Source organism: Gilliamella sp. LMG 34360 (assembly GCF_984568995.1).
The window spans coordinates 3,010,657-3,036,654 of the sequence record NZ_OZ474900.1 but is presented as its reverse complement, the minus strand read 5'-3'; the positions used below and the strand labels follow the sequence as shown (position 1 = coordinate 3,036,654).

Below are 25,998 nucleotides of genomic sequence, written 5' to 3'. Positions count from 1 at the left end.
TCGAATTGAGGAAAAAATAAGTATGAAAAAAATTGAAGCTATTATCAAACCATTCAAATTAGATGATATTCGAGAAGCGTTAGCCGATCAAGGTATAACGGGTATGACCGTTACTGAAGTGAAGGGTTTTGGTCGTCAAAAAGGGCATACAGAACTTTATCGTGGCGCTGAATATATGGTAGATTTTTTACCAAAAGTAAAAATTGAGCTTGTAGTTTCTGACGATATTTTAGAAACGTGTATCGAAACCATTATGAAAACTGCTCAAACTGGCAAAATCGGTGATGGGAAGATTTTTGTTTATAATGTCGAGCAAGTTATTCGTATTCGTACTGGAGAAATGGATGACTCGGCAATTTAGTTAAATTTATTTGATATCAGGGCGTTCTTGTTTAAGTAATTCTACTGTGACAATACCTTGAATTGAACAAATTAGCAGATTCATATTTGCTCCTTTTTCAAGTAATAATAGCTTTTCAGTTGTATCCGGGGCAGGAATGGTTTTTACACCAACTACTGTACCGGTATTTTCATTCCATACATGTATTTCATCATTAATATTACGAATCATTGGATTAGCAATATAAAGCAAATTGTCTTCCATATTTTTCCAATCAATGAAATCCAACGTATCTTTAATTTCGTTTATATCATTGTCAATAATAAATCCCCAAAAATAATATTTCCCCATTTTTCCTAGATCCATGGCACTATCGTAATAACCTTTAATTATTAAATTTTTATAAGTCATAGGAATTTTGAAATAAGTATAGTTTTTATTGGTATCTGTACGATTTTCGACAGAAATATAAGCTTTATTCTTATCAAAGGTTTGGATATTTGTATATTTTTGCAATTCACTTTTGTTAGCATAAACTTCTTTGAAAAAATTAGGATTACAAAGAGTCAATGATTGTATTAATGCAAGTTTATCTGCAGTTGCAGCAGATGAACACAACAAAAAAAACAAAATAACAGCAATTTTGACCATGTTAATGTGAATTGACAATGATTGAAACCATATAATTCTTAGTACGTTGATTGTATAATTTTTACAACATAATAACAATGTTAAAGCATCTTTTCTTTTTAAAGAATTATTAAGATTTGTTTATTTATAATTAGTTTTATTTTAGAAACGAATATTAGAAATATAAAAATATATTTTATCAAGTATTAATCTCATTTATGTCTATTTATGGAAGATAGATCTCAAAAATATGAATTTATTAAAAAAAATAGTTTAATTATTAAATTATTTACTATAACTTAATTTAAGTAGTAAGTTAATTATGTTATTCAATTAATTAAGTTAAGTAGAGATAAATTATGAGTTCAACATTTACAAATAAAATCCTTAAGGATTTATCTTCCTTTGATGATATTTCAATCAAAACTTTTTTTGGGGGATTTAGTATTAATAGCAAAGGAGTAATGTTCGGTTGGATTGGCGAACAGGAGTTTTATTTAAGAGGTCATTCTCATTATCGATCTGTTTTTATCGAGTTAGGTATGACAACTTTAACCCTACCTTCAGGTATTTCGACAAAATCGTTAGATTATTACAAGGTAAGTGATGAATTATTTGAGGATTCACAAACATTTCATTCCATGGTTAAAATGGTTATTAAATATGCTCAGTTAGAACAAGATGAGAAACTCAAGTTAAAAAAGCAGCGAATTAAAACACTCCCTAATATAACACTATCATTAGAAAAATTACTATTTAGTGTTGGTATTACCAATATAGAAATATTTTATAAAGTAGGATATTTAGAAGCATATCACAGGATGAAAAATAAAAATTCTCGTATTTCAAATAATGTTTTATTTATTTTATATGGCTCATTGAATCATCGTCATGTTGCATCATTATCTAATGCAACTAAAAAACAGATTGAATTAGCATATGAAGATTTTTTAAAAGACAAAGAAGAAAATTAATGATTTAATTGTTAATTAATTTTGTTAACAGTTATCTTAATTATGGTTAATATTTTAAGATAACTGTATTTGATTATATTAATATATGTAAATTATATATTATTGTGTTATGTAGATGACCTTCTACGAGGTGCGCGTTTAAAAGTTTTTGGTGAGGGTAAATCAACTAATAATGCAGATGGATCATATTGACTAACGGGAATGGTATGATTAATTGCTTTTTCAATTGCCGGTAAATTTTGAGAATAACGTTCACAAGCAAGTGAAATTGAGTAACCTTCAGCCCCTGCACGTCCAGTTCTTCCAATTCTATGACGATAGTCATCACAATCATCCGGCAGATCATAATTAAAAACATGGGTAACATCAGGAATATGTAAACCACGTGCGGCAACATCCGTTGCGACTAAAATATCTAGATCGCCACGAGTAAACTGTTCTAAAATTGACAAACGTTTTTTCTGAGCAATATCGCCGGTTAATAGCCCTACACGATGACCATCTGCAATTAAATGTCGCCATATTTTTTCACAGGCCACTTTAGTGTTAGCAAATACGATGCAGCGATCGGGCCATTCTTCTTCAATAAGTGTTTGTAGTAGGGCAAGTTTATCTTCATTGGATGGAAAAAATAGCTCTTCTTTGATACGGTGACCAATTTTTTGCTCAGGCTCAACCTCAACATATTGTGGATTATTCATATGCTCAAAAGCTAATTCACGTACATTATGTGTTAATGTTGCTGAAAATAACATGGTCAATCGTTTTGAAGGGGGAGACATGTGTTTAAAAATCCAGCGAACATCGCGTATAAAACCTAAGTCAAACATACGATCGGCTTCATCCAAAACGGCAACCTGAATTGCTTCTAAATTTATATAATTTTGTTTGGCATAGTCGATTAATCGCCCTGTGGTAGCAATTAAAATATCTACGCCAGCTGATAACATTTTTAATTGTTTATCATAGCCATCACCGCCAAAAGCTAATCCTAATTTAAGACCTGTTTCTTCAGATAATACTTCTGCATCGTGATAAATTTGTACCACAAGCTCTCGAGTTGGGGCTATAATGATTGCTCTAGGTTGGTTTGCTTTATGATCCGGTAACGGTTCATGATTTAATAAATGATTAAACGTTGAGGCCAAAAAAGCAATGGTTTTACCTGTTCCTGTCTGTCCTTGCCCAGCTATATCAACTCCATTTGTTGTTAACGGTAATGTTTGTTCTTGAATTGGCGTACAATAAGTAAAGCCTTTCTTATCAAGTGCTTTTATCACTAGAGGATGCAATGGAAATTGACTAAAAGTTGTTTTGGTAAGATAAGATGGAATCATTGTGGTTTCAAATGTAATTATCAAAGTTTAAGAATTATAGCATATTAGTCATACAGACATCACTAATAATTATGTCCTATTATACTAATTACTAGTGGAAAAACAGAAAATTTATTAATATTATAAATATAAATATTTATTGGGGGATAAACAAATGAGTAATAATATTGTTTCACTTTCTGAAGCGACATTTGACAAACAAATCAATGATGCTGAAAAACCAGTATTGGTTGATTTCTGGGCCGAATGGTGTGGACCTTGTAAAATGATAGCACCAATTTTAGAAGAGGTTGCACAAGAATATGGTAATAAAGTGATCTTTGCTAAAGTAAATATTGAGGAAAATCCTAAAATAGCCCCTAAATTTAATATACGTGGAATCCCTACATTATTGATTTTCAAACATGGTAAAGTTGTTGCAACACAAGTTGGAGCCTTATCTAAAGCACAGCTTAAAAGCTTTATTGATGAGCAACTTTAATTGTGTTAAATAGTTATTACAAATAATAAGAGTAATGAAAATTACTCTTATTTTTTATTTTAAATAAATACATCTCTGTACATAAAGTATAATTAAGTATAGACATAGTACCTTTTTTAGTGTACATTGCTAACCTCTTACAAGAACTCCTTTCTGCAATCCATTGTTTTTATTGATTAAGTGGGTAAACAGTTTATATCTAAACGCATATTATCATAAGAAATTAATAATTGATTGCGTTTGTTTATTGCCAGAAAGAGGTTTTTATAAGTAAATTAAAAAATATACAAAAAATAAATAGCGGTAATTGCAAACATATCAATTTTATCCTCAAGAATTTTTAAAATTATGAATTTAACTGAATTAAAAAACACTTCTGTCTCCGAGCTTGTAACGCTTGGCGAAAAAACAATGGGTCTTGAAAATCTTGCTCGTCTTAGAAAACAAGACATTATTTTTGCAATTTTAAAGCAGCATGCTAAAAGCGGTGAAGATATTTTTGGCGATGGCGTACTTGAAATTTTGCAAGATGGGTTTGGTTTCTTACGTTCTGCCGATAGTTCATATTTAGCTGGACCTGACGATATTTATGTATCACCAAGCCAAATTAGGCGATTTAATTTAAGAACAGGTGATACAATTGCTGGTAAAATCAGACCACCAAAAGAAGGCGAACGTTATTTTGCTTTACTTAAAGTTAACGAAGTTAATCATGATAAACCTGAAGATGCTCGCAATAAAATCCTCTTTGAAAACTTAACCCCACTTCATCCAAACTCTCGATTACGTATGGAACGCGGTAATGGTTCTACTGAAGATATTACTGCTAGAGTACTTGATTTAGCTTCACCGATTGGTAAAGGTCAACGTGGTTTGATTGTCGCACCTCCGAAAGCTGGTAAAACCATGCTTCTACAAAATATTGCACAAAGTTTGGCTGTAAACCACCCTGAGTGTGAACTTGTGGTATTGATGATTGATGAACGTCCAGAAGAAGTCACTGAAATGCAACGTTTAGTAAAAGGTGAAGTAGTTGCATCAACTTTTGATGAGCCTGCTGCAAGGCATGTTCAGGTTGCTGAAATGGTTATTGAACGGGCTAAACGTTTAGTAGAACATAAAAAAGATGTTATTATTTTGCTCGATTCGATTACCCGCTTAGCTCGAGCCTATAATACGGTTGTTCCATCATCAGGTAAAGTATTAACTGGTGGTGTAGATGCAAATGCATTACATCGTCCAAAACGTTTTTTTGGTGCTGCGCGTAATGTAGAAGAAGGTGGTAGTTTAACTATTATTGCAACTGCACTGATTGATACTGGTTCAAAAATGGATGAAGTTATTTACGAAGAGTTTAAAGGTACTGGTAATATGGAGGTACATTTATCTCGTAAAATTGCAGAGCGACGTGTATTCCCTGCAATTGACTTTAATCGTTCTGGCACACGTAAAGAAGATTTAATGACTTCACCAGATGAATTACAGAAAATGTGGATTTTGCGCAAAATTCTTAACCCAATGGGTGAAATCGACGCGATGGAATTTTTAATTGATAAACTTGCCATGACTAAAACGAATGATGAGTTTTTTGAAATGATGAAGCGTTCATGATTTGCGTAATGAATACTAAATATCATTAAAGTTGCTAAAAAAGCCGTATTATATCTGATACGGTTTTTTTGTGGAAAAATATAACGTAATTTAAAAAACTTAAATAAGTTTTAGGTATTGTTAAAAAGCCTTAGTGTTTAAGGTTATATATAGATTTAATATAGGAGCCAAATCATGTCTAAACAACAAATCGGTGTTATTGGAATGGCAGTTATGGGGCGCAATCTTGCTCTCAATATTGAAAGTCGTGGATTTTCTGTTGCTATCTATAATCGTTCTAAAGATAAAACAGAACAAGTAATGGCGGAGCATTCTGATAAGCAATTGGTTCCTTACTTCACTATTGAAGATTTTGTAAATTCATTAGAAAAACCTCGCCGTATCCTTATTATGGTTCAAGCCGGTAAAGGAACAGATGCCGTTATTAATGAGTTACGTCCACTATTAGATAAAGGTGATATTATTATTGATGGCGGAAATGCGTATTTTGAAGATACCATTCGCCGAAATAAAATGCTTTCCGAAGAAGGTTTTAACTTTATTGGGGCCGGTGTTTCTGGTGGTGAAGAAGGTGCATTAAAAGGTCCTTCAATTATGCCTGGAGGTCAAAAAGAAGCATATGCATTAGTTGCACCTATTTTAGAAAAAATAGCCGCTAAAGCTAATGGTGAACCATGTGTTGCTTATATTGGTCCAAATGGTGCGGGTCATTATGTCAAAATGGCGCATAATGGGATTGAATACGGTGATATGCAGCTTATAGCTGAAAGTTATTCAGTTTTAAAACATGTTGTAGGCCTAACCAATGATGAATTAGCTAATGTTTTTTCTGATTGGAATAAGGGTGAATTAAATAGCTATTTAATTGAGATTACGGCTGATATTTTTAAATTTAAAGATGAAGAAGGCAATTATCTTGTTGATGTGATTTTAGATGCTGCAGGTAATAAAGGTACAGGTAAATGGACAAGTCAAAGTGCTTTAGATCTTGGAGAACCTTTATCATTGATAACTGAATCGGTATTTGCTCGTTATCTTTCTGCAATTAAAGATCAACGTGTGGCTGCATCGAAAGTATTAAAAGGTCCTAAACAGAATCCTTATGCTGGTGACAAGAAAGAGTTGATAGAAAAAGTGCGTAAAGCACTGTATATGGGTAAAATTATCTCCTATGCACAAGGGTTTGCACAGTTAAAAGCTGCTTCTCATAAATATCAATGGGATTTAAATTATGGAGAAATAGCCAAAATCTTTAGGGCTGGATGTATTATTCGTGCACAATTCTTGCAAAAAATTACAGATGCCTATGCAGATAATAATGAGATTGATAATTTGTTATTAGCACCTTATTTCAATCAAACTGTCGAAGTTTATCAACAGTCATTGCGTGATGTAGTCTCGTTAGCTATCCAACAAGGTATTGCGGTGCCAACGCTTTCGGCAGCTATAGCTTATTATGATAGTTATCGTTCTGTTGTATTACCAGCTAATTTAATTCAAGCACAGCGAGATTATTTTGGTGCTCATACTTATCAACGTATCGATAAAGAGGGTGTTTTCCATACTGATTGGTTAAACATTGAGTCATAATTATTTTTAATGTAAGCAATAATTTTTTTAAAAGAGTGTAAGATTACCTTACACTCTTATAAGAATTGTTTTCTTATCATCCAATAAACTCATTCAAATTTTTTAAGCTACCTATAAAAAGACTTGTGGTGCTTGATCTTTGCTTTGTCAAGTAATTTTATTTACTAAAAAATCTGGAAAAACACAATATATGGTGTATAATTCAATTATATTTACTATATGTAGTATCATCTAAGCAATGTGAAAATTCCGGTCTATATCAAATAACGTCTAATATTCTAATAAAAAAATCAATTGTTTTAATCATTACAATTAACATGAGTATTAATATTGATATAAATCCTATGCTAACTACTATTTATTAATGAATGTTGAGGAGTATATATGCCTGTAGTAATTAAACGTGATGGTTGCCAGACCTCATTTAATGAAGGTCGAATCAGAGATGCTATCGTTAAGGCAGCAGTTGCTGCTAATGTTAATGATCCAGATTATTGTGCTGCTGTTGCCCAAGAGATTACTAAGCAAATGGCTGAGCGTGAGAGTGTCGATATTAACGAAATTCAAAACGCAGTTGAAAATCAGCTGATGTCAGGCCCTTATAAAAAGTTAGCAAGAACCTATATTGAGTATAGACATGATCGCGATCGAGAACGTGAACAACGCAGTCGATTAACTCAGGATATTCGTGGTTTAATTGAACAAAGTAATGTTGCAATCTTAAATGAAAATGCTAATAAAGATAGTAAAGTTATTCCTACGCAACGAGACTTGCTTGCGGGGATTGTGGCAAAGCATTACGCTAAACAATATCTATTACCTAAAGAAATTTCACGAGCCCATGATTGTGGTGAAATTCATTATCATGATCTCGATTATGCACCATTTTTCCCGATGTTTAACTGTATGCTAATCGATTTAGATGGTATGTTAACAAATGGCTTCAAAATGGGTAATGCTGAAATTGAACCGCCAAAATCAATTGCAACGGCTACGGCAGTAACAGCGCAAATTATTGCTCAAGTTGCTAGTCATATTTATGGTGGAACAACTATAAATCGTATTGATGAAATTTTAGCTAAATTTGTCACTATCAGTTATCAAAAACATAAACAAGTAGCAGAAGAATGGAATATTTCAAATCCAGAAGCTTATGCTGAAAGTCGTACTCAAAAAGAGTGTTATGATGCTTTTCAATCTTTAGAATATGAGGTTAATACTTTACATACTGCTAATGGTCAAACTCCATTTGTTACTTTTGGCTTTGGTCTAGGGACAAGCTGGGAGTCACGCTTAATTCAAGAGTCAATTCTTAAAGTTCGTATAAAAGGTTTAGGTAAAAATCATAAAACCGCTGTTTTTCCAAAATTAGTTTTTGCAATTAAAGATGGAATTAATCATAAACCAAACGATGTAAATTATGATATTAAGCAACTTGCATTAGAGTGTGCAAGCAAACGTATGTACCCAGATATATTAAATTACGATAAAGTCGTTGAAGTTACTGGTTCATTCAAAACGCCAATGGGATGTCGAAGCTTTTTAGGTGTTTATGAAGAAGATGGTCATAAAATTCATGACGGTCGTAATAATTTAGGCGTAATTAGTTTAAATCTTCCACGTATTGCAATTGAAGCGCATGGCGATGAATCGCAGTTTTGGAAAATTTTAGATAACCGTTTAGCTCTATGCAAAAAGGCCTTAATGACACGTATTGCTCGTTTAGAAGGGGTTAAAGCCCGTGTTGCACCTATTTTATATATGGAAGGCGCTTGTGGTGTGCGACTAAAAGAAGATGATAGCGTGTCTGAAATATTCAAAAATGGTCGTGCTTCTATTTCATTAGGCTATATCGGTATTCATGAAACTCTAAATGCACTTTATGGTAATCAAACTCATCCATTTGATAATGAAACTTTACGTCAAAAAGGTATTGCCATTGTTGAACATTTACGTAAAGCAGTAGAACAATGGAAAGATGAGACTGGTTATGGTTTTAGCTTGTACAGTACGCCAAGCGAAAATTTGTGTGATCGTTTCTGTAGACTTGATACTGCTGAGTTTGGCATCATTTCTGGTGTCACTGATAAAGGTTATTATACAAACAGTTTTCATCTTGATGTTGAGAAAAAAGTTAATCCATACGAAAAAATTGAGTTTGAGAAAGCTTATCCACCAGTAGCAAATGGCGGATTTATCTGTTATGGAGAATATCCTAATATGATAAATAATATTAAAGCATTAGAAGATGTTTGGGACTATAGCTATAGCCGAGTACCTTACTATGGTACTAATACACCTATTGATGAGTGTTATGAATGTGGTTATACGGGTGAATTTTCTTGCACCAGTAAAGGCTTTGTTTGCCCAAGTTGTGGTAATCATGATTCATCTAAAGTCTCAGTAACTCGTCGTGTTTGTGGTTACTTAGGTAGTCCTGATGCCCGTCCATTTAATGCTGGAAAACAAGAAGAAGTCAAACGTCGAGTTAAACATTTAAATAATGGTCAAATTGGTTAATCATTGTTTTAAAAAATATGAATTATCATCGCTATTATCCTGTTGATGTTGTAAATGGCGAAGGAACCCGTTGTGTACTTTTTGTTGCTGGCTGTGAACATCAATGTCCGGGTTGTTATAACAAAAGTACATGGGGAGTTAATTCAGGTTCGCCGTTTACACAATCACTTGAAGATCAAATCATTAAAGATTTACAAGACACAGAAATAAAACGTCAAGGATTATCGCTTTCTGGCGGTGATCCTTTACATCCAAAAAATGTTCCTGCAATATTAAAACTTGTTAAACGTGTTAAATCTGAATGTGATAACAAAGATATTTGGTTATGGACAGGGTATAAACTTGATGAATTAAGTGCCGATCAGCAAGAAGTTGTATCTTATATTGATGTGCTAATTGATGGTAAATTTGTTCAAGAACTAGCTGATCCTCGACTATTATGGCGAGGAAGCAGCAATCAAATCATTTATCGTTTTAAGTAAAGCTTTAGAATTATTGTTGTGATTTATGTAAATTTAAAAGATAAGAAATTGCTTCTCGATAATTAATTTCGAGATTTTCACTACTAGATGATGTGATATGTAAATCTGTAATTTTGCCATTATCAATACCATAAACCCAGCCGTGTAAATTTGCTCTTTGACCGCGTTGCCATGCTGATTGAATAATTGTTGAATGGCCTAAATTATAAACTTGTTCAATAACATTAAGTTCACACAAAATATCTAATCTGATATCTGGTGGAAACTCACCAATAAGAGAACTATTACGAAACCATAAATCACGAATATGCAGCAACCAGTTATTAATTAATCCTATGTCAGGGTTTTCAACTGCAGCTCGTATTCCACCACATCCTAAATGTCCACATACTATAATATCTTCTATTTTTAGCACATCAACGGCATATTGCACAACAGATAGACAATTAAGATCTGTATGAATAACCAAATTACCGACATTTCGATGAACAAACAATTCGCCGGGTTTTAGCTTAATTAATTTTTCAGCAGGAACTCGGCTATCAGAACAACCAATCCATAAAAATTTTGGATTTTGTGCAATGGCAAGTTGTTTAAAAAATTCGGGATCTTCTTGCTCTATTTTTTCTGACCATTCGTGATTAAAACGGATTAAATCATTAACATCAAACATGGCAACTATTCCTTATTTTTTATATATTTATTATTATTAGGTTATTTAATTGGTATAAATTCTATACTAATTAATTCGTTTTTATATGTTGAATCTTACTTTTCATAATAAGTTTTCGCCAAATTGGAGTAGTTAATATTTTGGCTTTAATAATCTTGCTATATAGTTTAAGGCGTAACGGTATTGTTTTTTGATAATATCGCTTATTTGGTTTCGGTTGACCACTATTTAATATTTTGCTTAAAATTTCAGCGCTGTCAAGTGCATAACTGATTCCCTCTAAAGAACTTGCACTAATAAATCCTGCCGCTTCACCTATTAAAAATATATTTTCATTGCCAGTATAAAAGTCACGGAAACGATTAGGATAGATAACTAAACATTTTTCAGCTTTCACCGGCTCACCAAAGATAAAACCTTGTTGTGTTAATTTTTGTTTTAATTGCTCAAAATGTTTATTGGCATTTTTTTTAGGAAATGCTCCACCAAGTATAAAATAGCCATCTTTAGACATACTCCAAGCATAGCAATTGGTTAATTGGTTATCAAAAATACAAGAATAAAAAGGATTTGAATGTTTTTCAGTAAACCATTGTTGAATTGCTACATATTGTCTGATGGAATGATTGGGATAGCGCATTCGTCTAACAACTGAATTTGCACCATCAGCACCGATTACGTATCGAGCGGTAACATTCTGTTCTATTTGATTTTCATCGACAAAAGTAATTTGATAACCATCAATGATTCTTCTTACTTCTTTACACAGAGTGTTATGTAAAACTGTAACTGTGGAAGGAATAAGTGACTTTAACCATAAATCAAACTTATGTCTATCAAAACTAATATAGCTACGTTGATAGTTACGGACTAGTTTAGTTTGTAAATCTATAGTTTTGACACTGAAAATTTGTGGATTGGTTAAAATATCAGTTGGAATATTTAATTTTTGTCTAATGAAAGATTTTTGAGCATCATTTGCCAATAATCCTCCACAAGGTTTATGAAAACCTTTATCACCAGTTTGATATTTTTTATCTAAAGCAATAATCTTAAAAGATGGGTTAAGTAAACGCGCTAACGTACTACCTGCAGGGCCAAGACCAATGATTGCAATATCGTAATCCATATTATTATATTACTTACTCAATAAATTTAAAAAAGCTTGTCATATTATCATATATAAAATAAAAAATGACTATTACGGTTATACTCTTGCTAATTTTGGTTTTTGTAAAGATCTTTCAGGTTAACTATACGTTTGAGTATAAAAAAGATGGTCAAATCACCAATAAAAGAAATTATTTTTTATTGTGTTAAACATCTTCTAATTTTTAGCTAGCAATAGTTTTTAAAAATTCTTGATTCAAATCATCAAATGGCAAAATACGACTAATTACGACTAATCGAGATATTTTTTCAGAAGGATCTTGCCATGAAGAACCATAATCGAAACCAACAACTTTATGTACTCCTTGAACAATCAAACGTTGCGGGTTATCTTTAATCGCTAATACACCTTTATACCGTAACATGTCATTACCATATTGCTCAACCAAGTTTTCCATAAATGAACCTATCTTTTTCAAATCAAGTTCACCAGCTTCAAAAAGATAGGAGCAAATATTATCTGTCCATGATTGAGTTTGATTTTGTAATGGAAGAATTTTAAAGTTAGTTTCAATTTTTTTTAATGGATTGACAACAAAAAAACCTTTATTAATGATTAAATCATCATTTAAATCGAATGAATGAATATCAATCCATTGTGATTTTGGTATTTGTCCATTTATCGCAACAATGATTGCAGCTTTATTATTAATTTTATTAATTCTACTAATAATCTCATTTTTTTGCTGTTCATTTACACAGTCGGTTTTAGTAACGATAATTCGATCAGCAAATCCAATCTGTGAAAGCGCTACTCGATGTTCATTTAAGTGTTGCAAAATATGTTGAGCATCAACTAAGGTAATAATAGCATCAAGTTTAATCGTTTCACGAATCAAGTCGTCAATAAAAAATGTTTGAATAATTGGGGCCGGATCGGCAAGTCCTGTTGTTTCAATAATAAGACGATCAAATGTTAATTCACCAGCTATGCGCTGGGCATGTAATTTATGAAGCGCATCGGTAAGCTCACCTTGTACGGTGCAGCAGATGCAACCATTGGTCATCTCAACAATTTGAATATCGCAATGGGTATTTAATAAATCGCTATCAAGATTTATTTGACCAAATTCATTTTCAATAATGATTATTTTTTCGTTACGATTATTTTCTAATAAATAATTGATTAATGTCGTTTTACCTGAACCGAGAAATCCTGTTAATAAAGTAACAGGTAGCGGTTGTAAAATAATTGGGTTTGTCATTTGTTATCTCTAAATTTTAGCAACATTTAAATCCACCTTTACCACCATAACGTGCATCTTGTCTTTCTTTAAAAAATTCCTCATAAGTCATAGGCGTTTGTTCAGGATGGGTTAGTTTCATGTGTTGAACATAATTATCATAATCAGGGATTCCGACCATAAGCTTAGCAGCTTGGCCGAGATATTTTCCTGCTTTGGCAAGTGAATCGAACATGTTATATCTCTTAATTATTTTGAATAAGAATATTAGAAGTTCTAATTTTTTCTCGTAAGCGACTGTATTAATAATTAACACATTTTCAATATAAGGTGCTATCTAAATTGAGTCAATCCTTGATTTTAAGTAATTTATAACATTACATAAAAAACGACAATATTATTGAATAATAATCGATAAAATTTTTCCTAAACTCTTTTAATGAATTAAATATATTTTACTAAATTGATTTATATATTATTAAATAACTTTTATAATATTAACCAATTTATTATTTATTAGAGTTTTATAATGGAAAAGTTTCTCCTTAAAGGTCCAACTTCTTTAAACGGTGAAGTTATTATTTCAGGTGCTAAAAACGCGGCTTTGCCTATATTATTTGCGGCTATTTTAGCTGAAAAGCCTGTAGAGCTAAAAAATGTACCTAAATTAAAAGATATTGATACTACACTAGAGCTATTAAGTCAGTTAGGTGTGAAATGTCAACGCAATGATTCTGTCCACCTTAATGCGGCTCATCTTAATAATTATTGCGCACCTTATGAACTGGTAAAAACTATGCGTGCTTCCATTTGGGCGTTGGGACCGTTGGTTGCCCGTTTTGGTCAAGGTCAGGTTTCATTACCTGGCGGTTGTGCGATTGGTGCAAGACCTGTTGATCTTCATATTACTGGGCTTCAACAATTAGGTGCAACAATTATTTTGGATGAAGGATATGTTAAAGCTACTGTAGATGGTCGATTAAAAGGCGCTCATATTGTTATGGATAAAGTGAGTGTTGGCGCTACAGTGACGATTATGTCTGCTGCAACTTTAGCCGAAGGTAAAACGGTAATTGAGAATGCAGCATGTGAGCCAGAAATTGTTGATACAGCTAAATTCTTAAATATGCTTGGTGCTAAAATTACTGGTGCTGGAACAATGCGTATTGAAATTGAAGGTGTTGAAAGTTTAGGTGGTGGTACGCATGAAATTGTTTCAGATCGAATTGAAACTGGAACTTTTTTAGTAGCTGCTGCTATTTCAAAAGGAAAAATTACTTGTCGTAAAACTGATCCAAACCTGCTTGATGCTGTCATATCAAAATTAAAAGAAGCTGGTGCACATATTGAAGTCGGTGACGATTGGATTTGTTTAGATATGCAAAATAAACGAGCAAAAGCTGTAAATATTCATACTGCCCCGCATCCCGGTTTTCCTACAGATATGCAAGCACAATTTTCATTATTAAATATGGTTGCTGAAAGTACTGGAATTATTAAAGAAACGATTTTTGAAAATCGATTTATGCATGTGCCAGAATTAATCCGTATGGGTGCTAGAGCAGAAATTGAAGGTAATACACTAATTACTCATGGCGTAGAAAAACTCAGTGGTACACAAGTAATGGCGACAGATTTACGGGCGTCAGCAAGTTTAGTGTTGGCTGGTTGTATTGCAGAAGGTTCTACAATTGTTGATCGTATTTACCACATTGATAGAGGTTATGACAATATTGAAGAGAAACTAAGAAGTTTAGGAGCCAATATTGAAAGGGTGAAATAAAATTCATCATAATTAAAACTTAAATAAGTTATTTATTGGTAGAAAGGAGTACAATAATGATGAAACAAGCACTAGTCTTTTTATCTGAAGGTTGTGAAGAAACAGAAGCAGTAACAACAATTGATTTACTCACCAGAGCTGACATTAAGGTCATAACTGCTAGTATTTCAAATTGTTGTGAAGTTAAATGTTCTCGTGGAGTAACAATTTTAGCCCAAAAAACTATTTCAGAAATTCAAAATGAAAATTTTGATGTGGTTATTTTACCTGGTGGTGTGAAAGGCGCAGAAAATTTTCGAGATTGTTCGTTATTAATCGAAATATTGAAAAAAACTCATCAGGCTGGTGGTGTTATAGCGGCAATTTGTGCTTCTCCTGCAATAGTTTTGCAACATCACAATTTATTTCCAAATGCATATATGACAGGTTACCCATCTACTAAAAGTGCATTTAAATTTTGGAAAACGGATAGAGTATATTTTGATGAGCAAAATAAAGTTATTACTAGTCAAGGTCCTGCGACATCAATTGATTTTGCTTTAAAAATTATTGATGTTTTGGTCGGGCAAAAAAAGGCAGCTGAGGTTGCTCAGCAATTAGTCCTTCCAGTGGGAGTTGAATCCTATCAATAAAAAGGTACCAAATGTCAAACTCACATTTGTACGAAAAATTAGTTAAAAAAGCAACATTAATTGCTGTTTTAATATCTATCTTTCTAATTTTTATAAAATTTATTACCTGTTGGATAACAGGTTCAATAAGTTTATTTGCATCATTGTTAGACTCAAGTATTGATTTACTTGCTTCTGGTCTTAATTTCTTTTTGGTACGTTATGCTTTAAAACCAGCTGACGATGATCATACCTTTGGTCATGGTAAAGCTGAATCACTTGCAGCGCTAGCGCAAAGTACATTTATTATAGGTTCGGCGACAATTTTATTACTTTCAAGTATTAAGTCTATTGTTCATCCTAGTGAACTACAAGCACCATTGTTGGGAATTACTGTTTCTGCCATATCTACGGTAATTACTTCTATACTTGTTTTATATCAAAGGTATGTTGTAAAACTTACTCAAAGTAAGGCCATTCAAGCTGATATGCTACATTATTCTTCTGATATGTTAATGAATATTGCTGTTATAATTGCTCTCTTTTTAAGCTGGTATGGAATTTCTTTTGCAGATGCTGCATTTGCATTCTTGATTGCTTTATATATTTGTTATAATGCTTATAAGATTTCTTACAATGCGATACAGGATTTACTTGATAGAGCATTACCAGAAAGTGATAACGAGAAAATTGCTAATATTGTTGAATCATATCCGAATGTTCATGGTTTTCATGATTTAAAAACTAGGCAAGCTGGCCCCATAAAATTTATTCAATTGCATATAGAACTTGATGATAATATGCCTTTAGTTAAAGCACATGCTATAGCTGATTCAATAGAAAAGCATATTGCTGAGATCTTTTCTCCTGCAACAGTAATTATTCATCAAGATCCAATTTCTGTTGTACCAATTGAAACGACACGGTAGAAAAAAACACCAAAATACCTTTTATCATCTATTGTTAGAAATCTGTTAAGACTCTATAATAATCAAAAGTTAATTATTAGGAGTTATTTTCTATGATAAAAAAAATAGGTATTTTAACTAGTGGTGGTGATGCACCAGGGATGAATGCAGCCATACGAGGAGTAGTTAGAACTGCTTTAACGGAAGGGTTAGAAGTTTTTGGTATTTATGATGGTTACTTAGGTCTTTGTGAAGATCGAATTACTAAGTTAGAACGTTCTAGCGTGTCAGATATCATTACTCGTGGTGGTACATTTCTCGGTTCTGCTAGATTCCCAGAATTTAAAGATAAAGCAGTAAGACAAAAAGCTATTGAAAATTTGAAAAAACATCAAATTGATGCTTTAGTCGTGATTGGTGGTGATGGTTCTTATATGGGGGCTATGCGTTTAACAGAAGAAGGTTTCCCATGTATTGGTTTACCAGGTACCATTGATAATGATATTCGCGGAACCGATTATACGATTGGTTATTTCACCGCACTAAGTACTGCTGTTGAAGCTATTGATAGATTACGTGATACCTGTTCTTCACACCATAGAATATCTGTGATTGAAATTATGGGGCGAGATTGTGGTGATTTAACATTAAATGCTGCAGTTGCTGGTGGTTGTGAATTCATGATTATTCCAGAAATGTCCTATACGAAAGAAGATTTAATCGAAGAAATTAAATTAGGTTTTGCAAAAGGTAAAAAACATGCAATTGTAACCGTTACAGAGCATATGTGTGATGTTAACCAGCTTGCAGCAGACATTGAAGCAGCTGTTCACCATGAGACTCGTGCAACAGTATTAGGTCATGTTCAACGAGGTGGTTCTCCTGTTCCTTACGATCGTATTTTAGGTTCACGCATGGGTGCTTATGCTGTTGAATTATTACAACAAGGTCATGCAGGAAGATGTGTAGGCGTTCAAAATGGTAAATTGGTACATCATGATATAATCGACGCTATTAATAATATGAAGCGTCCATTTGATGTAGATCTTTATAATACTGCAAAACGTTTATTTTAGTTATTAATATTATGTCGATTAAATAATCTACATAACTATAAATAATTATAAAACATTTTTAAGAATTGAATGATTGATAGAACGCATTTTCAATCATTCATTTATTAAATTTTTTCTTAATGTTCAGCTAATTTACATACTATCAATAAACTTAATTTATCTTTTTGATAATAATTTTATATTCACTTATTGATATGTATTTTTTTATTCAGTTTATTAAATTTCAAATTCCAAATAATAGTTTAAATAGCAGGAAAACATTATGTCATTGAGTTATTTAGAAGATAACGAACGCTTTTATGTCTGTGATACAAATAATAAACAGATAGCCGAGATGACTTTTACTCGAATAGGAGAGAATCAAGCTACTATCAATCACACTTACATAGATCCCGATTATCGAGGTCAAGGTATTGCTGAGAAATTATTAGATCTTGTTGTAAAAAAGTTACAACAAGAAAACCGTAAAATTATTCCTATTTGCTCTTTTGCTATTAAAAAATTGAACAAATAAAATTAAATCTACTAATTTAAATAATTTACAGATTTTAATTAACAAATTGTCAAGTTTTATTTTAAATATTATTTTTTTAAATGTTAGTTCCAGTTATTTGAATATGTGGTAATGTATAACTATATATATCTTAGCATAGTATTTTGATTTTAAGATGGAATCTGCCAAACCTCAAAAAATTTATTCTATTCACATATTGCGCGGTGTTGCAATTATTATGATTGTTTTTAGCCACTGTTTAGGTGTGTTTAAAAACTCTAGTCTAATTGCGAATAGTTATTTATTCTCTTTTTTAAATTTGTTTGCATTTAATTTCACAACTTTTTTTGTGTTAATTGCTGGATTTTTGTTTCAACATTTGACGTACAAATATGATACTAAAACATACTATTTATCAAAATTTAAAACAGTAGTATGCCCTTATATTTCAGTGTCTATTTTTTGTTTTTTCTTTTATCACTATCAATATCTATCGGGATTACCATGGTACTCCTCAACTGAACCTAGCATTATCAGCTCAATAATTAAAATGATGTTAACTGGCACGCAGCTTTTACCTTTGTGGTTTATGCCAATGATAATTATTGTATACCTAATGGGACCACTTCTTTTTTATTGGTCGAAAAAGAATTTAATTGTGGCAGGTCTAATAGCTATGTTTTGGGTGGTAATGTTTACCAAACCTGATTTTACAAAGCCACTTCTAAACTTGTTACATTATGGTCCAGTTTATTTAATTGGTATGATGCTTAAACAAAATTATGAAACTATTATGAAGTCTGTGAAAGATAACTTGTTATTAATTATCCTTCTTTTCGGTTTATGTTTTTTTATTCCATTTGCCTATCGTTATATGGATTATTTTGGTATTCAAAATCTTTATTTTGATACTTTGCAAAAAATTATTTTATTTATACTCGCCCTTTATTTTTTAGATGGATTAAATCATAAAGTTAATGAAGGAAAGATTTATAAATTCTTTTCCTATATGGCAAACGTCAGTTTTCCTATCTATTTCATTCATGAAATTATAGTTATAGAACTTGAGCGTCAGCTTTCTATGTCACCAATGGGTGATATTATTAAGACAAGTAATGGTGAATTAGCATCATTAGGGGCAATTAGCTTTTTAGTTTCAACTTTAGTGATAAGTGTCATCATTGCTAACATAATAAAATTAGTTTTCAAAGACAAAGCAAAATATCTTATTGGGGGAATGCGTTAAAACAGGTTTAATAAACTTCCAACGTTAACCGTTTTAAAATAAATGTCCGAGTCCATTAGATAAGAAAATATCTGAAGCTTATTATATATTGAATATTATTTTCAGATTAGCAGAAAAAACTACCACCCATTAATTATCACATGGGTGGCACTTAATCTTTCCAAAAATAATTTTTTTACTGATTGTAATAAAACTATCCTATTAACCAATTTAGTATCATTATATAAATCTTGATAAGAAAAACTTTAAGCATTGAATAATGTAAAACATGGTCAGTTTAATAACCAGAGCATTAAAAAATAACGTTCTTATACAATTTTAGTCGATTAAATGCTTTTCTACTAAAAACTACAAAAGCCTAGTAGTCATCTAATCTTTTCGTTCTATTATTTATCTTGAAAATTAGAAAAATGCGTGCACAGCTAAATTTTACTTGGTTTGTGTGTGTAACATCATGTTTTTTATTGTTTAATTTTCATTTTTATTACTAGTTTGAAAGGTTTTCTATAAAAGAATTAGGCCAAAAAAAATGCAAACAGAAAAAAAATAGCAATAAACACTTGCAGTAAAATTTAAAGTGCCTATAATGCGCATCCACTGACACGGCGTCAGCGATAAGCAGACGAAAAAGGTGTGAGTGAGCAAGGTCAAAAATTTTGAAAAAAGATCTTGACGAATAAAAAGGTGTAGCGTAGTATACGCATCCCTTGAGACAGCAAACTGAGCGATAAGCTTAGTTAACTTAAAAAAGCTGTCAGCTCTTTAAAAAGAAGAAACAGACAATCTGTGTGGGCACTTGCGAGACGAAAGATTAAAAGTCTACGGACTAAAAAATTAAGTCTTGATAAGTGACACTGAAGATTCATTTGAATTATGTCAGAGACAGTTATTGAGCATCAAACTTTAAATTGAAGAGTTTGATCATGGCTCAGATTGAACGCTGGCGGCAGGCTTAACACATGCAAGTCGAACGGTAACATGAGTGCTTGCACTTGATGACGAGTGGCGGACGGGTGAGTAAAGTATGGGGATCTGCCGAATGGAGGGGGACAACAGTTGGAAACGACTGCTAATACCGCATAAAGTTGAGAGACCAAAGCGTGGGACTTACGGGCCATGCGCCATTCGATGAACCCATATGGGATTAGCTAGTTGGTAGGGTAATGGCTTACCAAGGCGACGATCTCTAGCTGGTCTGAGAGGATGACCAGCCACACTGGAACTGAGACACGGTCCAGACTCCTACGGGAGGCAGCAGTGGGGAATATTGCACAATGGGGGGAACCCTGATGCAGCCATGCCGCGTGTATGAAGAAGGCCTTCGGGTTGTAAAGTACTTTCGGTGATGAGGAAGGTGATGTATCTAATAGGTGCATCAATTGACGTTAATTACAGAAGAAGCACCGGCTAACTCCGTGCCAGCAGCCGCGGTAATACGGAGGGTGCGAGCGTTAATCGGAATGACTGGGCGTAAAGGGCATGTAGGCGGATAATTAAGTTAGGTGTGAAAGCCCTGGGCTCAACCTAGGAATTGCACTTAAAACTGGTTAACTAGAGTATTGTAGAGGAAGGTAGAATTCCACGTGTAGCGGTGAAATGCGTAGAGATGTGGAGGAATACCGGTGGCGAAGGCGGCCTTCTGGACAGATACTGACGCTGAGATGCGAAAGCGTGGGGAGCAAACAGGATTAGATACCCTGGTAGTCCACGCTGTAAACGATGTCGATTTGGAGTTTGTTGCCTAGAGTGATGGGCTCCGAAGCTAACGCGATAAATCGACCGCCTGGGGAGTACGGCCGCAAGGTTAAAACTCAAATGAATTGACGGGGGCCCGCACAAGCGGTGGAGCATGTGGTTTAATTCGATGCAACGCGAAGAACCTTACCTGGTCTTGACATCCACAGAATCTTGCAGAGATGCGAGAGTGCCTTCGGGAACTGTGAGACAGGTGCTGCATGGCTGTCGTCAGCTCGTGTTGTGAAATGTTGGGTTAAGTCCCGCAACGAGCGCAACCCTTATCCTTTGTTGCCATTGGTTCGGCCGGGAACTCAAAGGAGACTGCCGTTGATAAAGCGGAGGAAGGTGGGGACGACGTCAAGTCATCATGGCCCTTACGACCAGGGCTACACACGTGCTACAATGGCGTATACAAAGGGAGGCGACCTCGCGAGAGCAAGCGGACCTCATAAAGTACGTCTAAGTCCGGATTGGAGTCTGCAACTCGACTCCATGAAGTCGGAATCGCTAGTAATCGTGAATCAGAATGTCACGGTGAATACGTTCCCGGGCCTTGTACACACCGCCCGTCACACCATGGGAGTGGGTTGCACCAGAAGTAGATAGCTTAACTTTCGAGAGGGCGTTTACCACGGTGTGGTCCATGACTGGGGTGAAGTCGTAACAAGGTAACCGTAGGGGAACCTGCGGTTGGATCACCTCCTTACGAAGCGCTCGTAAGTGTTCACACAGATTGTTTGTTAAGAAAAGAGTCACTTTATTGGGTCTGTAGCTCAGGTGGTTAGAGCGCACCCCTGATAAGGGTGAGGTCGGTGGTTCAAGTCCACTCAGACCCACCAATTCAACTTAATTTTTGCTGATTTTGGCTTTAACGGGTTGAAGAAGTGAAATAAAATGGGGCTATAGCTCAGCTGGGAGAGCGCCTGCCTTGCACGCAGGAGGCCAGCGGTTCGATCCCGCTTAGCTCCACCATTAAAGAAGTCTCTTTTTGAATTAAATTATGTTTGTATTTACTTGAAGTCGCGAGATGGGAAAGTGAATAGAAGTATAAAGCTCTTTAACAATTAGGAACAAGCTGAAAGAAACGAGTTCTCGTTTTTATGTTGAGCTGATGTATGAAGATATGTTGGTTTGGTATAAGAAAGAGAAAAAAGCGTAATGAAAACCAAGACAACTGTGAGTTGTAAGGTTAAGAAATTAAGCGTACACGGTGGATGCCTAGGCAATCAGAGGCGATGAAGGACGTGTTAATCTGCGAAAAGCAACGGTGAGTCGATAAAAGGCGCTATACCCGTTGATGTCCGAATGGGGAAACCCAGTGCAGGCGACTGCACTATCATCTGATGAATCCATAGTCAGATGAGGCGAACCGGGAGAACTGAAACATCTAAGTACCCCGAGGAAAAGAAATCAACCGAGATTCCCTGAGTAGCGGCGAGCGAAAGGGGAGTAGCCCAAGCGGGTAGCATGATGTATTAATGGAAGCGTCTGGAAAGTCGCACGATAGAGGGTGAAAGTCCCGTACATGAAAATGCGTTATGTGGAAGCTTATAGAGTAGGGCGGGACACGTGATATCCTGTCTGAAGAAGGGGGGACCATCCTCCAAGGCTAAATACTCCTGATTGACCGATAGTGAACCAGTACCGTGAGGGAAAGGCGAAAAGAACCCCGGGAGGGGAGTGAAATAGACCCTGAAACCGTGTACGTACAATCAGTGGGAGCTGTTACCGTTGGGTAATAGTGACTGCGTACCTTTTGTATAATGGGTCAGCGACTTATATTCTGTAGCGAGGTTAACCGAATAGGGGAGCCGAAGGGAAACCGAGTATTAACTGTGCGTTAAGTTGCAGGGTATAGACCCGAAACCCGGTGATCTAGCCATGGGCAGGTTGAAGGTTGGTTAACACTAACTGGAGGACCGAACCGACTAATGTTGAAAAATTAGCGGATGACCTGTGGCTGGGGGTGAAAGGCCAATCAAACCGGGAGATAGCTGGTTCTCCCCGAAAGCTATTTAGGTAGCGCCTCATGAGTAACTGTTGGGGGTAGAGCACTGTTTCGGCTAGGGGGCCATCCCGGCTTACCAACCCGATGCAAACTACGAATACTGACAAGTTTAATCATGGGAGACACACGGCGGGTGCTAACGTTCGTCGTGAAGAGGGAAACAACCCAGACCGCCAGCTAAGGTCCCGAAGTCATAGTTAAGTGGGAAACGAAGTGGGAAGGCTTAGACAGCTAGGATGTTGGCTTAGAAGCAGCCATCATTTAAAGAAAGCGTAATAGCTCACTAGTCGAGTCGGCCTGCGCGGAAGATGTAACGGGGCTAAAACTATGCACCGAAGCTGCGGCAGCGCACGCAAGTGTGTTGGGTAGGGGAGCGTTCTGTAAGCCGTTGAAGGTATATTGTGAGGTATGCTGGAGGTATCAGAAGTGCGAATGCTGACATAAGTAACGATAAAGCGGGTGAAAAGCCCGCTCGCCGGAAGACCAAGGGTTCCTGTCCAACGTTAATCGGGGCAGGGTGAGTCGACCCCTAAGGAGAGGCCGAAGGGCGTATCTGATGGGAAACGGGTTAATATTCCCGTACTGGCTATAACTGCGATGGGGGGACGAAGAAGGCTAGGTTTACCACCTATTGGATGGTGGGTTAAGCGTGTAGGGGTGTGATTAGGCAAATCCGGTCACTGAGACCCTGAGGCGTGATGACGAGCTACTAAGGTAGTGAAGTAATTGATGCCCTGCTTCCAGGAAAATCCTCTAAGCTTCAGGTTATAGTTAATCGTACCCGAAACCGACACAGGTGGTCAGGTAGAGAATACTAAGGCGCTTGAGAGAACTCGGGTGAAGGAACTAGGCAAAATGGTGCCGTAACTTCGGGAGAAGGCACGCTGATTGTAATTGAAGTCCCGTGCGGACGGAGGTGAACTCAGTCGAAGATACCAGCTGGCTGCAACTGTTTAATAAAAACACAGCACTGTGCAAACACGAAAGTGGACGTATACGGTGTGACGCCTGCCCGGTGCTGGAAGGTTAATTGATGGGGTTATGCGTAAGCAGAAGCTCTTGATCGAAGCCCCAGTAAACGGCGGCCGTAACTATAACGGTCCTAAGGTAGCGAAATTCCTTGTCGGGTAAGTTCCGACCTGCACGAATGGCGTAATGATGGCCAGGCTGTCTCCACCCGAGACTCAGTGAAATTGAAATTGCCGTGAAGATGCGGTGTACCCGTGGCAAGACGGAAAGACCCCGTGAACCTTTACTATAGCTTGACAGTGAACATTGAGCCTTAATGTGTAGGATAGGTGGGAGACTAAGAAGTGTGTACGCCAGTATGCATGGAGTCGACCTTGAAATACCACCCTTTAATGTTTGATGTTCTAACCTATACTTCTGAATCGAGGTAAGGGACACTGTCTGGTGGGTAGTTTGACTGGGGCGGTCTCCTCCCAAAGAGTAACGGAGGAGCACGAAGGTTAGCTAATCCTGGTCGGACATCAGGAGGTTAGTGCAATGGCAAAAGCTAGCTTGACTGCGAGAGTGACGGCTCGAGCAGGTACGAAAGTAGGTCATAGTGATCCGGTGGTTCTGAATGGAAGGGCCATCGCTCAACGGATAAAAGGTACTCCGGGGATAACAGGCTGATACCGCCCAAGAGTTCATATCGACGGCGGTGTTTGGCACCTCGATGTCGGCTCATCACATCCTGGGGCTGAAGTAGGTCCCAAGGGTACGGCTGTTCGCCGTTTAAAGTGGTACGCGAGCTGGGTTTAGAACGTCGTGAGACAGTTCGGTCCCTATCTGCCATGGGCGTAGGAAAATTGAGAGGGTTTGCTTCTAGTACGAGAGGACCGAAGTGAACGCACCGCTGGTGTTCGGGTTGTGATGCCAATTGCATTGCCCGGTAGCTACGTGCGGAATAGATAAGTGCTGAAAGCATCTAAGTACGAAACTAGCCTCGAGATGAGTTTTCCCTGATGAGAGTCAGTAAGGTCCGTTTGAGACTAAGACGTAGATAGGTCAGGTGTGTAAGTGTAGTGATACATTGAGCTAACTGATACTAATGAACCGAGAGTCTTAACCTTACAACTCGGAGTTGTTTTGGATACGCGAGTAATTGATTATGAGATAATCGAACAGTTTGTTCCGGATTGAGAGATGAGTGCAGATGTGAGATAATGCACTGATTGAGAGAAAGAGAAGACAGGATATGTCTGGCGGTAATAGCGCGGTGGTCCCACCTGACCCCATGCCGAACTCAGAAGTGAAACGCCGAAGTGCCGATGGTAGTGTGGGTATTACCCATGTGAGAGTAGGGAGCCGCCAGACTTTTAAATATAGAGAGAGCCCAGCAGGAATGCTGGGCTTTTTTGCATATAGAGATTATAAAACTGACTGAAATTTATATAAAATTTTATGTTTTAAAGATGTGATTATATGATTATTTATTAATAACATTTAATAAATTTTTTTCTAAATTATTTATAAATAGGTTATTAACTAATTATTTAGATCCATTTATCTATGGAGTGAACGATGGATAATCTAAACTTTTTATATCAATTCGTGGGTTCAGATTTTATTGATAGATATACTACTTTACCTCAATTAATTGGTATTTTAGGTTATCTTGTAGGTATCAGTGCTTTTTTACAACGTAGCGATAATGCTTTTCGTTGGCAGTTAACAATCGTTAATGTCATTATGACTTTGCACTTTTACTTATTGGGTCCGGAGTCTTATCCAGCAGCAATTCTTAATATAGTAAATATATTTAGAAATGTTGCTTCGAATTACACAAAAAATATGTTAGCAATGTTATTTTTTATTGCTTTAATGTGGATATTTTATTTTCTTACTACTCCAGATCTGACACAATTTATACATTATTTATCTGTTATTGGTACGACATTAGTTACCATTGCATTATTTCGTTTACAACAACAGAAAATGCGACTACTTATACTGATGAGCAGTATTTTATGGATTATTTATAGTTTATCGATAGGCTCTTTAGGAAGTCTGGCTATAGAAGTAACATTCGCCATAATTAATATTATTACAATTATCAAATTATCTAAAAAACAAACTGTGTGAAGGGATATTTACTCGATTAATTCATTTTCCTATTTATTTCTTGCTGTATGTATG

Annotated in this window: 20 protein-coding genes, 2 tRNA genes and 3 rRNA genes; 19 read left to right on the top strand and 6 right to left on the bottom strand. The window is 35.4% G+C overall.

Going from position 1 to position 25,998, the window contains the following annotated elements; translation table 11 throughout:
- Positions 1 to 22 precede the first annotated feature (22 nt).
- Positions 23 to 361 carry a nitrogen regulatory protein P-II gene (gene glnB / locus AC5LW9_RS13690; RefSeq protein ID WP_039126013.1) on the top strand — a complete coding sequence of 113 codons (339 nt, stop codon included), beginning with the start codon at positions 23 to 25 and terminating at the stop codon, positions 359 to 361.
- Positions 362 to 367: 6 nt separating this feature from the next.
- On the opposite strand, the gene AC5LW9_RS13685 is transcribed toward glnB, so the two are convergent.
- The gene (locus AC5LW9_RS13685; protein WP_198227506.1) at positions 368 to 1,009 is read right to left on the bottom strand and encodes a hypothetical protein; all 642 of its coding nucleotides are present in this window, start codon (positions 1,007 to 1,009) and stop codon (positions 368 to 370) included.
- A gap of 320 nt (positions 1,010 to 1,329) precedes the next feature.
- Here AC5LW9_RS13685 and AC5LW9_RS13680 point away from each other — a divergent pair, with 320 nt between their 5' ends.
- Entirely contained in the window at positions 1,330 to 1,944 is a 615-nt protein-coding gene (locus AC5LW9_RS13680; RefSeq protein WP_198227504.1) for a TfoX/Sxy family protein, read from the top strand.
- Positions 1,945 to 2,051: 107 nt separating this feature from the next.
- Here the strand turns inward: AC5LW9_RS13680 and rhlB are convergent, their stop codons facing one another.
- Positions 2,052 to 3,281: an ATP-dependent RNA helicase RhlB gene (rhlB, locus tag AC5LW9_RS13675; RefSeq protein ID WP_198227502.1), complete on the bottom strand. Its 1,230-nt coding sequence runs from the start codon at positions 3,279 to 3,281 to the stop codon at positions 2,052 to 2,054.
- 154 nt (positions 3,282 to 3,435) lie between these two features.
- On the opposite strand from rhlB, the gene trxA reads away from it, so the two are divergent.
- The 5 genes from trxA (at position 3,436) to nrdG (ending at position 9,965) form a co-directional block, all read left to right on the top strand.
- Positions 3,436 to 3,762: a thioredoxin TrxA gene (trxA, locus tag AC5LW9_RS13670; protein ID WP_198227500.1), complete on the top strand. Its 327-nt coding sequence runs from the start codon at positions 3,436 to 3,438 to the stop codon at positions 3,760 to 3,762.
- Positions 3,763 to 4,110: 348 nt separating this feature from the next.
- The gene (gene rho, locus AC5LW9_RS13665; RefSeq protein WP_065565045.1) at positions 4,111 to 5,373 is read left to right on the top strand and encodes a transcription termination factor Rho; all 1,263 of its coding nucleotides are present in this window, start codon (positions 4,111 to 4,113) and stop codon (positions 5,371 to 5,373) included.
- Between the two features lie 174 nt (positions 5,374 to 5,547).
- Positions 5,548 to 6,963 carry an NADP-dependent phosphogluconate dehydrogenase gene (gene gnd, locus AC5LW9_RS13660; RefSeq protein WP_493456071.1) on the top strand — a complete coding sequence of 472 codons (1,416 nt, stop codon included), beginning with the start codon at positions 5,548 to 5,550 and terminating at the stop codon, positions 6,961 to 6,963.
- Between the two features lie 384 nt (positions 6,964 to 7,347).
- Positions 7,348 to 9,483, top strand: coding sequence for an anaerobic ribonucleoside-triphosphate reductase (nrdD, locus tag AC5LW9_RS13655; protein WP_086326909.1), 2,136 nt, complete (start codon positions 7,348 to 7,350; stop codon positions 9,481 to 9,483).
- Positions 9,484 to 9,500: 17 nt separating this feature from the next.
- Positions 9,501 to 9,965 carry an anaerobic ribonucleoside-triphosphate reductase-activating protein gene (gene nrdG / locus AC5LW9_RS13650; RefSeq protein ID WP_039126027.1) on the top strand — a complete coding sequence of 155 codons (465 nt, stop codon included), beginning with the start codon at positions 9,501 to 9,503 and terminating at the stop codon, positions 9,963 to 9,965.
- 10 nt (positions 9,966 to 9,975) lie between these two features.
- On the opposite strand, the gene can is transcribed toward nrdG, so the two are convergent.
- The 4 genes from can to AC5LW9_RS13630 all read right to left on the bottom strand — a co-directional run bounded on the left by can (position 9,976) and on the right by AC5LW9_RS13630 (position 13,227).
- A complete protein-coding gene (gene can / locus AC5LW9_RS13645) occupies positions 9,976 to 10,638 on the bottom strand; it encodes a carbonate dehydratase (protein ID WP_198227496.1) in 663 nt (220 codons plus the stop codon).
- Between the two features lie 70 nt (positions 10,639 to 10,708).
- A complete protein-coding gene (locus tag AC5LW9_RS13640) occupies positions 10,709 to 11,767 on the bottom strand; it encodes an FAD-binding protein (protein WP_198236459.1) in 1,059 nt (352 codons plus the stop codon).
- Between the two features lie 205 nt (positions 11,768 to 11,972).
- Positions 11,973 to 13,013 carry a CobW family GTP-binding protein gene (locus tag AC5LW9_RS13635; protein WP_198236460.1) on the bottom strand — a complete coding sequence of 347 codons (1,041 nt, stop codon included), beginning with the start codon at positions 13,011 to 13,013 and terminating at the stop codon, positions 11,973 to 11,975.
- 16 nt (positions 13,014 to 13,029) lie between these two features.
- Entirely contained in the window at positions 13,030 to 13,227 is a 198-nt protein-coding gene (locus AC5LW9_RS13630) for a YbdD/YjiX family protein (protein ID WP_025314505.1), read from the bottom strand.
- Between the two features lie 294 nt (positions 13,228 to 13,521).
- Here AC5LW9_RS13630 and murA point away from each other — a divergent pair, with 294 nt between their 5' ends.
- From murA to AC5LW9_RS13570, 12 genes are all read left to right on the top strand, one after another.
- On the top strand, positions 13,522 to 14,775 hold the full coding sequence (gene murA, locus AC5LW9_RS13625) for a UDP-N-acetylglucosamine 1-carboxyvinyltransferase (RefSeq protein WP_493456070.1): 1,254 nt from the start codon (positions 13,522 to 13,524) through the stop codon (positions 14,773 to 14,775).
- 56 nt (positions 14,776 to 14,831) lie between these two features.
- Positions 14,832 to 15,407 (top strand): DJ-1 family glyoxalase III, encoded by a 576-nt coding sequence (locus tag AC5LW9_RS13620; protein ID WP_334320624.1) that lies wholly within the window; start codon positions 14,832 to 14,834, stop codon positions 15,405 to 15,407.
- An 11-nt stretch (positions 15,408 to 15,418) separates the two neighbouring features.
- Positions 15,419 to 16,315 carry a cation diffusion facilitator family transporter gene (locus tag AC5LW9_RS13615; RefSeq protein WP_493456069.1) on the top strand — a complete coding sequence of 299 codons (897 nt, stop codon included), beginning with the start codon at positions 15,419 to 15,421 and terminating at the stop codon, positions 16,313 to 16,315.
- A 92-nt stretch (positions 16,316 to 16,407) separates the two neighbouring features.
- Positions 16,408 to 17,370, top strand: coding sequence for a 6-phosphofructokinase (pfkA, locus tag AC5LW9_RS13610; RefSeq protein WP_039126051.1), 963 nt, complete (start codon positions 16,408 to 16,410; stop codon positions 17,368 to 17,370).
- A gap of 262 nt (positions 17,371 to 17,632) precedes the next feature.
- Positions 17,633 to 17,884, top strand: a complete 252-nt coding sequence (locus tag AC5LW9_RS13605; RefSeq protein ID WP_198227484.1) for a GNAT family N-acetyltransferase — start codon at positions 17,633 to 17,635, stop codon at positions 17,882 to 17,884.
- Between the two features lie 154 nt (positions 17,885 to 18,038).
- Entirely contained in the window at positions 18,039 to 19,109 is a 1,071-nt protein-coding gene (locus AC5LW9_RS13600) for an acyltransferase (RefSeq protein ID WP_493456068.1), read from the top strand.
- A gap of 905 nt (positions 19,110 to 20,014) precedes the next feature.
- Positions 20,015 to 21,552, top strand: a 16S ribosomal RNA gene (locus AC5LW9_RS13595).
- Positions 21,553 to 21,608: 56 nt separating this feature from the next.
- Positions 21,609 to 21,685, top strand: a tRNA-Ile gene (locus AC5LW9_RS13590).
- 57 nt (positions 21,686 to 21,742) lie between these two features.
- Positions 21,743 to 21,818 (top strand) — tRNA-Ala (locus AC5LW9_RS13585).
- Positions 21,819 to 22,033: 215 nt separating this feature from the next.
- Positions 22,034 to 24,932 (top strand): 23S ribosomal RNA (locus tag AC5LW9_RS13580).
- Positions 24,933 to 25,060: 128 nt separating this feature from the next.
- Positions 25,061 to 25,176 (top strand): 5S ribosomal RNA (gene rrf, locus AC5LW9_RS13575).
- Together the 16S, 23S and 5S rRNA genes with 2 tRNA genes alongside form the textbook arrangement of a ribosomal RNA operon.
- 207 nt (positions 25,177 to 25,383) lie before the next feature.
- Positions 25,384 to 25,944 (top strand): YgjV family protein, encoded by a 561-nt coding sequence (locus tag AC5LW9_RS13570; protein WP_493456067.1) that lies wholly within the window; start codon positions 25,384 to 25,386, stop codon positions 25,942 to 25,944.
- Positions 25,945 to 25,998: the final 54 nt, after the last annotated feature.

Coding starts and splice junctions, on each gene's coding strand:
- can (WP_198227496.1), bottom strand. CDS start 10,638: ATGTTTGATGTTAATGATTTAATCCGTTTTAATCACGAATGGTCAGAA.
- rho (WP_065565045.1), top strand. CDS start 4,111: ATGAATTTAACTGAATTAAAAAACACTTCTGTCTCCGAGCTTGTAACG.
- AC5LW9_RS13570 (WP_493456067.1), top strand. CDS start 25,384: ATGGATAATCTAAACTTTTTATATCAATTCGTGGGTTCAGATTTTATT.
- AC5LW9_RS13680 (WP_198227504.1), top strand. CDS start 1,330: ATGAGTTCAACATTTACAAATAAAATCCTTAAGGATTTATCTTCCTTT.
- glnB (WP_039126013.1), top strand. CDS start 23: ATGAAAAAAATTGAAGCTATTATCAAACCATTCAAATTAGATGATATT.
- AC5LW9_RS13635 (WP_198236460.1), bottom strand. CDS start 13,013: ATGACAAACCCAATTATTTTACAACCGCTACCTGTTACTTTATTAACA.
- AC5LW9_RS13630 (WP_025314505.1), bottom strand. CDS start 13,227: ATGTTCGATTCACTTGCCAAAGCAGGAAAATATCTCGGCCAAGCTGCT.
- AC5LW9_RS13620 (WP_334320624.1), top strand. CDS start 14,832: ATGATGAAACAAGCACTAGTCTTTTTATCTGAAGGTTGTGAAGAAACA.
- AC5LW9_RS13615 (WP_493456069.1), top strand. CDS start 15,419: ATGTCAAACTCACATTTGTACGAAAAATTAGTTAAAAAAGCAACATTA.
- AC5LW9_RS13600 (WP_493456068.1), top strand. CDS start 18,039: ATGGAATCTGCCAAACCTCAAAAAATTTATTCTATTCACATATTGCGC.
- gnd (WP_493456071.1), top strand. CDS start 5,548: ATGTCTAAACAACAAATCGGTGTTATTGGAATGGCAGTTATGGGGCGC.
- trxA (WP_198227500.1), top strand. CDS start 3,436: ATGAGTAATAATATTGTTTCACTTTCTGAAGCGACATTTGACAAACAA.
- AC5LW9_RS13640 (WP_198236459.1), bottom strand. CDS start 11,767: ATGGATTACGATATTGCAATCATTGGTCTTGGCCCTGCAGGTAGTACG.
- nrdG (WP_039126027.1), top strand. CDS start 9,501: ATGAATTATCATCGCTATTATCCTGTTGATGTTGTAAATGGCGAAGGA.
- AC5LW9_RS13605 (WP_198227484.1), top strand. CDS start 17,633: ATGTCATTGAGTTATTTAGAAGATAACGAACGCTTTTATGTCTGTGAT.
- rhlB (WP_198227502.1), bottom strand. CDS start 3,281: ATGATTCCATCTTATCTTACCAAAACAACTTTTAGTCAATTTCCATTG.
- murA (WP_493456070.1), top strand. CDS start 13,522: ATGGAAAAGTTTCTCCTTAAAGGTCCAACTTCTTTAAACGGTGAAGTT.
- nrdD (WP_086326909.1), top strand. CDS start 7,348: ATGCCTGTAGTAATTAAACGTGATGGTTGCCAGACCTCATTTAATGAA.
- pfkA (WP_039126051.1), top strand. CDS start 16,408: ATGATAAAAAAAATAGGTATTTTAACTAGTGGTGGTGATGCACCAGGG.